The organism is Roseibium sediminicola, from assembly GCF_023156505.1.
In the GTDB taxonomy this organism is placed as follows: domain Bacteria; phylum Pseudomonadota; class Alphaproteobacteria; order Rhizobiales; family Stappiaceae; genus Roseibium; species Roseibium sediminicola.
In genome coordinates, this window is the sequence record NZ_JALNMJ010000033.1 from 44,249 (window position 1) to 50,503 (window position 6,255).

The window sequence follows — 6,255 nt, forward strand, 5'->3', positions numbered from 1 at the left end:
AAAGACAGATGCTCGAACGTTCCCATCTCGCCGACAATGCCCTGCAGGCACTGCATGACGAGGACTATGACGTGCCCTTCAACACGCAGTCTCTCAATCATGACGGCCTGGTCTTCATGGGCGGGCGCGACGTGACGAGCCTCGATGGAGACTGGACCTTCTGCGTCGATCTTCTTGACACCGGCCTTCGGCAGAAATGGTTTTCCATGCTGCCGGAGGCCCCTGAGAACCGCACCGAGCCCTGGGACTACGACCCTTACATGGGCGAGACCGTGCCGGTGCCTTCCAACTGGGCGATGCTGAAGGAGAAATGGTATTTTTTCGAAGGCAGTGCCTGGTACACGCGGCCCCTCGACATCGACGCGGTCGATGACAGCAAACGGCAGTTCCTGCGCTTCGGCGCGGCGGCCTATGACAGCAAGATCTTCCTGAACGGCGAATTCCTCGGCAATCACTACGGCGCCTCGACGCCGTTCTGCGTCGAGCTGACGGGTAAACTGAAGTCGGGCCGGAACTGGATCATGGCCTGTGTCAACAATGCCCGCACCCGCGACCGGGTGCCGATGCGCAACACCGACTGGTTCAACTATGGCGGTCTCTACCGGGAGGTTTCGTTCTTCGAGACGCCGAAGACCCTGATCAAGGACTTTTTTCTCTATCTGGTGCCGGATGGAAGCTACGGGACGCTGCGCGCCGAAGTGACTGTCGATGGTCCGAACACCGGTCCGGTGACCGTCTCCATTCCAGGCCTCTGCGTGGAGGCGGAAATCGCCGTCGATGGCCAGGGCAGGGGGCGGGCGGACATTTCTGTCCGGCCGGAACTGTGGAGCCCTGAAAAACCGGTGCTCTATGATGTCAGCGTTACGCACGGCACGGACCGCGTCATCGACCGGGTCGGTTTCCGCCAGATCGAGCGGCGCGGTACGGAGATCCTGCTCAACGGCGTGCCGCTGTTCCTGCGCGGCATCTCCGTGCACGAGGACGATGCTGTGCTCGGCAAGGTGACAAACGAAGAGGACCTGCGCCGCCGCTTCGACCATGCCCGCGAACTTGGCTGCAACTATCTGCGCCTGGCCCATTATCCACATCACGAACGCGCGGCGCAGATGGCCGATGAACTCGGGTTTCTGCTCTGGGAAGAAATCCCGGTCTATTGGGCGATCGATTTCGAAAATCCGGCAACCTACCGGGATGCGGACAACCAGCTGAGAGAACTGATCAAGCGCGACCGCAACCGGGCGAGCGTCATCATCTGGTCGGTGGGCAACGAAAACCCGGACACCGACGCAAGGCTTTCTTTCATGAAAGGGCTGGCGAAGACCTGCAGGACCCTCGATCCAACCCGCCTGGTCTCGGCGGCCTGTCTGGTCAACCATGCGCGAAACCGGATTGAGGACCGGCTGGCAAATCACATCGATATCATCGGGCTGAACGAATATTACGGCTGGTACGAGGAGAATTTCGAGGATCTGGTCACGCTCGGCGAGAATTCGAACCCGGACCGTCCCGTGGTGATTTCCGAGACCGGTGCCGACGGCGTCATCGGCGAGAAAGGCCCGAAGCGGGGTCTCTTCAGCGAAGATTATATGGCAGAGGTCTACCGCAAGCAGATCGCAACCCTGCGTCGTCTCGGCTACATCAAGGGCATGTCGCCGTGGATACTTTATGATTTTCGTGTTGAACGGCGCCAAAACATCTTTCAGAACGGCTATAACCACAAAGGGCTGATTGCGGCCGACAAGAAAACCAAGAAAAAGGCATTTCATATCCTGGCCGATTATTATCGCGAGATCGCGGGCGGGGATGTGGATGCAAGGAAGGCTTCATGAGCAGCGATGCCCAAAAGCGCCGCTATCAGGAAATCGCCGAGTTGCTGGCGCGGCGGATTGCCGAGGGCGGCTACAAGCCCGGCGACAAGTTCCCGACCGAGCGGCAGATCTCCGTGGAACTCGGCATCAGCCGCTCTCTGGTGCGCGAAGCCTTCATCATGCTGGAGATCGAGGGTTACCTCGATGTGCGCAAGGGCTCGGGGAGCTATGTGGCCACCGGCGAAAAGATCTCGTTGAATGTGCCCAAGGCCGATTTCGGTCCGTTCGAACTGCTGCAGGCGCGCCAGCTGCTGGAAAGCAGCATTGCCGGCTTTGCCGCCTCGACCATCACCAAGAGCGACATTGTGCAACTGCGCGAGACGCTGGAGCTGGAGCGCAGGGCGATTGAAAAAGGCGAAGAGGATTATGCCGCCGACCGGCAGTTTCACCTCCTGATCGCCGAAGCCACCCAGAACAGTGTGCTGGTCGACCAGGTCGAGGACCTCTGGGACAAGCGGGAGACCAGCTCCATGTGGGCGCGGCTGCACGACCGCATCTTCGACCTCAGCTACCGCGCGAAATGGCTCGACGATCATGCCGAAATCCTGGAGGCTTTGCGGCACCGGAATGCCGACAAGGCGCGCCAGGCCATGTGGCAGCATCTTGAAAATGTCCGCCTGACACTTCTGGAACTCTCCGATGTCGGCGATCCGGATTTCGACGGTTACCTCTATACGCCTGCCCGGGCGGCGCCATAACAACAAGAAAGAAGATAGGCCATGATTGAAAGCTGGCGCTGGTTCGGACCTCAGGATCCCATCTCCCTGAAAGACATCCGCCAGACCGGGGCAAGCGGGATCGTGACCGCGCTGCACGAGATCCCGAACGGCACCTACTGGCCGGAAGAAGACATTGCCGCCCGCCGGCAGATGATCGAGGCGGCCGGGCTGAGCTGGCAGGTGACCGAGAGCATTCCCGTTCACGAGGATATCAAGACAGGCGCGCCCGGCTGGGAACGTTGGGCGCGGAACTGGGTGGAGACCGCCCGGGCGCTGGCTCACCAGGGCGTCAAGACGATCTGCTACAATTTCATGCCGGTGCTGGACTGGACCCGGACCGATCTCGATTTTGAACTTTCCGACGGTGCGACGGCACTGCGCTTTGAATTTGTCGCCTATGCCGCCTTCGATCTGTTCATCCTGCGGCGCGATGGTGCCGAGGCCGATTACAGCGAGGCCGATATTGCGGTGGCCGAGGCGCGCTTTGCTGTCATGTCCGAGGCGGAAAGGGACCGGCTGACCGCCAACATCATTGCCGGCCTGCCGGGATCGGAGGAAAGTTACACGCTGGAAACGTTCCGCCAGCGGCTTTCTGCCTATAAGGGCATCGGCCGGGAGGAGCTGTTCCGGAACCTTTCGAACTTCCTGGAGATCGTGGTGCCGGAGGTCGAGGCGGCCGGTGCGGTCCTAGCGCTGCATCCGGACGATCCGCCGCGCTCCCTGTTCGGTCTGCCGCGCATTGCCGGCACACAAGCCGATCTTGAGCGGATCGCCGCCATGCATTCCTCACCGGCGAACGGCTTCACACTGTGCACCGGCTCGCTCGGCGTGCATCCGGACAATGACATCCCGGCGATCATCGAAGCCATCGGCGAACGCATCCATTTCGTGCATTTGCGCGCGACCCGGCGGGAGGACGACCCGCGCAGTTTCCATGAGGACGCCCATCTGGAGGGCGACATCGACATGGTCGCGATCATCCGCGCTCTGCGCCGGCTCGAGCGGCGGACCGGCAAGACCCTACCGATGCGTCCGGATCATGGTCACCGCATCTTGAACGACCTTGCAGGAACGTCCACGCCGGGCTATCCGGCCATCGGCCGGTTGCGGGGGCTCGCGGAACTGCGCGGCGTAACCCGCGCGGTGGATGCGCTGGACGGCGAGGCGGCCGGGTAATCAAAGGCGGCTGACGGCCCCTGTTTCGCTTGACGGATATGGCGCCGGAATGACATGCCTTTGGGCCTCACGTGTCTTTCACTGCACCGGAACGCTCATGTCGTCATCATCGCAAGCCTCGCCCTCCACTTCGGCAATCGCCCTGGAAAACGCTCTTCAGGAAGAGGGCCGGGACACGATCCTGATCGAGGGCCTTTTGTTGCCGGCGGAGATCGGTGTGCTGGACAGCGAGAAGGGCCGCCGGCAATCGGTGCGCTTCGATGTCGAGATCGAGACCGTGCCGGACTACCGCAAGCTCGTGCGCGACACCGGTCAATATGTCTCCTATGCCGACACGGTCCTCTTCATTCAGGAGAAGGCCGCCTCGGGCGGCCATGTCGAACTGGTCGAGGAATGGGCCGAAGCGGTCGCCGAATTCGTTCTGGAAAATCCGCTGGCCGACAAGGTCACGGTCAAGGTGACCAAGCCGGACATTTTCGAGGACGCGGCCGGTGTCGGCATCCGCATCGTCCGCAGGCGGGGCTGACCCGGCTTGCCGGCCGGCAAGGTCCGCCTATTTGCCACCAAACCGTTATGCCGCCCTTCCTGAGTTCCTGGGAGCCTTGCCTAAAATGATTTCCGCAGACCGCCTGTTGCCCCTCTGGCTCAAATACCGCGACGCGCTCGAAACGCCGATCCGCACATTCTCTTTTGAAAAATTTGGCCGGACCTTCGAGGACCGCACCTATCAGATGGGGGTCTTGAACCTGTCGCCGGACAGCACCTATCGCGAAACCGTTTGCCACACGTTCGAGGCGGCGCTCTATCGCGGCCGGCGAATGACGCTGGAAGGCGCGGCCATGGTCGATATCGGCGCGGAATCGACCGGCGAGACCGCGGATCTCGTCTCCATCGAAAAGCAGATCGACCGCATGCGGCCGGTGGTTCGGGCGCTGGCGGAGGAGAACATTCTCTGTTCGGTGGAGACCTACCATCCGGAAGTCGGCGTGGCGCTTCTGGAGGCCGGCGCCGGGGTGGTCAACCTGACCGGCCGGGTGGACGATCCGGCCTTTTATGAAGCGGTTGCCTTTCACAAGGCCGGCGTGGTGCTCTGCTACACGCCGGGTGAGAATGCCCGTTCCGAGGACTATCTGCCGCCGGCCGAAGACATTTTCGATCACCAGCTGACTTTCTTCAAAGAGCGCGTTGCGCTGGCGACCGCTGCCGGTGTCGAGCGGCTCTGGGTCGATCCCGGGTTCGGTTTTGCCCTGCATCTTCCGGACGGGCCGGACCGGATCCGCTACCAGACCGACAGCATCCTGCAATCCTTCCGCCTGCGTGAACTCGGCTGGCCCGTCACGGTCCAGCTGACCGGAGCGGTTTATCTCTTCCGCGACGAGGTCCGGGTCGCGCAGACCAGCGCGGCCACGATAGCGGTGATGTCGAAGGCCAATCTGGTGCGTAGCCATGAGGTGCCGCGGGTGCAGCCGGTCTTGAACCTGCAGGACTTTGCCTGAAGACTGACAAAAGCCGGATCTAAGGGAGAAGCAACATGGCAGACTGGAAGATCGCGCTGGTGACCGGGGCGGGCAAACGTCTCGGCAAGGCGATTGCCAGGGGGCTGGCCGACAAGGGCTTTGCCATGGGGCTCCATTTCAATTCTTCCGTCGGCGGCGCGCAGGAACTCCGTGACGAGATCGTGGCAGCGGGCGGCAGGGCCAAGCTGCTGCAGAAGGACCTGAGCAAACCGGAAGCGGCGGGAGAGCTGATCGGCGAGGCGGCCGCAGCGCTTGGCGGACCGGTCTCCGTCCTGGTCAATTCCGCGTCGGCCTTCAACACGGACAGTCTTGCCGATCTCACCATCGATACCTGGCAGTTCCTGATGAATGTCAATGCGGCGGCGCCCGTCTTCCTGATGCAGGCCTTTGCCAATCAGGATCCCTTGCCGGAGGGCGGGGCGATCATCAACATGCTGGACACCCAGATGCTGTCGGCGGCGCCGGAACGGTTCAGCTATTTCTGCGGCAAGTTTGCCCTGGAAGGGGCAACGCGGCTGGCAGCCTTCGATCTCGGGCCGAAGGGCATCCGGGTGAATGCGATCGCGCCGGGCCTGATCCTGCCGAGCGACCAGACCCAGGAAAACTTCGACAGCCGCCAGAAGCTGACGCCCATGGGGCCGGGCCTGGGGCCGGAAGACATTGTGAAAGCCGTGACCTATCTCATCGACGCGCCGCAAGTGACCGGGCACACGCTGGTGGTGGATGCCGGCCAAAGACTGATGGGCTTTGGAAACTCGCCAATCGGCTAGGCTTTCCGGCCGGGCGCGGCGGGTTGATGAATGGTTAATATCCACCGCTCCTGTGGGTGGAGAAATTTTCATCAAAAAAATGCAAAACGTCTGTTGACGAGTGTGGGTGGTGTGCGTATAACCCGCTTCATCGACGGCGGCAACGTCGCTGGCGACAGGGTTTTGTGACCTTAATTCCAGAAAATTGGTCGGAAGGGCCGGGCTT

The 6,255-nt window shown here is 61.8% G+C and carries 6 protein-coding genes; all 6 read left to right on the forward strand.

Going from position 1 to position 6,255, the window contains the following annotated elements; all coding sequences use genetic code 11:
• Positions 1-8: 8 nt before the first annotated feature.
• The 6 genes from M0H32_RS27315 to M0H32_RS27340 all read left to right on the forward strand — a co-directional run bounded on the left by M0H32_RS27315 (position 9) and on the right by M0H32_RS27340 (position 6,050).
• Entirely contained in the window at positions 9-1,829 is a 1,821-nt protein-coding gene (locus M0H32_RS27315) for a glycoside hydrolase family 2 protein (RefSeq protein WP_248159750.1), read from the forward strand.
• Positions 1,826-2,566 carry an FCD domain-containing protein gene (locus M0H32_RS27320; RefSeq protein WP_248159751.1) on the forward strand — a complete coding sequence of 247 codons (741 nt, stop codon included), beginning with the start codon at positions 1,826-1,828 and terminating at the stop codon, positions 2,564-2,566. Before M0H32_RS27315 ends, M0H32_RS27320 begins: the two co-directional genes overlap by 4 nt.
• Before the next feature lie 21 nt (positions 2,567-2,587).
• Complete coding sequence (uxuA, locus tag M0H32_RS27325; protein ID WP_248159752.1) at positions 2,588-3,763, forward strand: mannonate dehydratase; 1,176 nt, start codon at positions 2,588-2,590, stop codon at positions 3,761-3,763.
• A gap of 97 nt (positions 3,764-3,860) precedes the next feature.
• A complete protein-coding gene (locus tag M0H32_RS27330) occupies positions 3,861-4,289 on the forward strand; it encodes a dihydroneopterin aldolase (RefSeq protein ID WP_248159753.1) in 429 nt (142 codons plus the stop codon).
• Positions 4,290-4,374: 85 nt separating this feature from the next.
• Entirely contained in the window at positions 4,375-5,259 is an 885-nt protein-coding gene (locus tag M0H32_RS27335) for a dihydropteroate synthase (protein ID WP_248159755.1), read from the forward strand.
• A 35-nt stretch (positions 5,260-5,294) separates the two neighbouring features.
• A complete protein-coding gene (locus M0H32_RS27340; RefSeq protein ID WP_248159757.1) occupies positions 5,295-6,050 on the forward strand; it encodes an SDR family oxidoreductase in 756 nt (251 codons plus the stop codon).
• Positions 6,051-6,255: the final 205 nt, after the last annotated feature.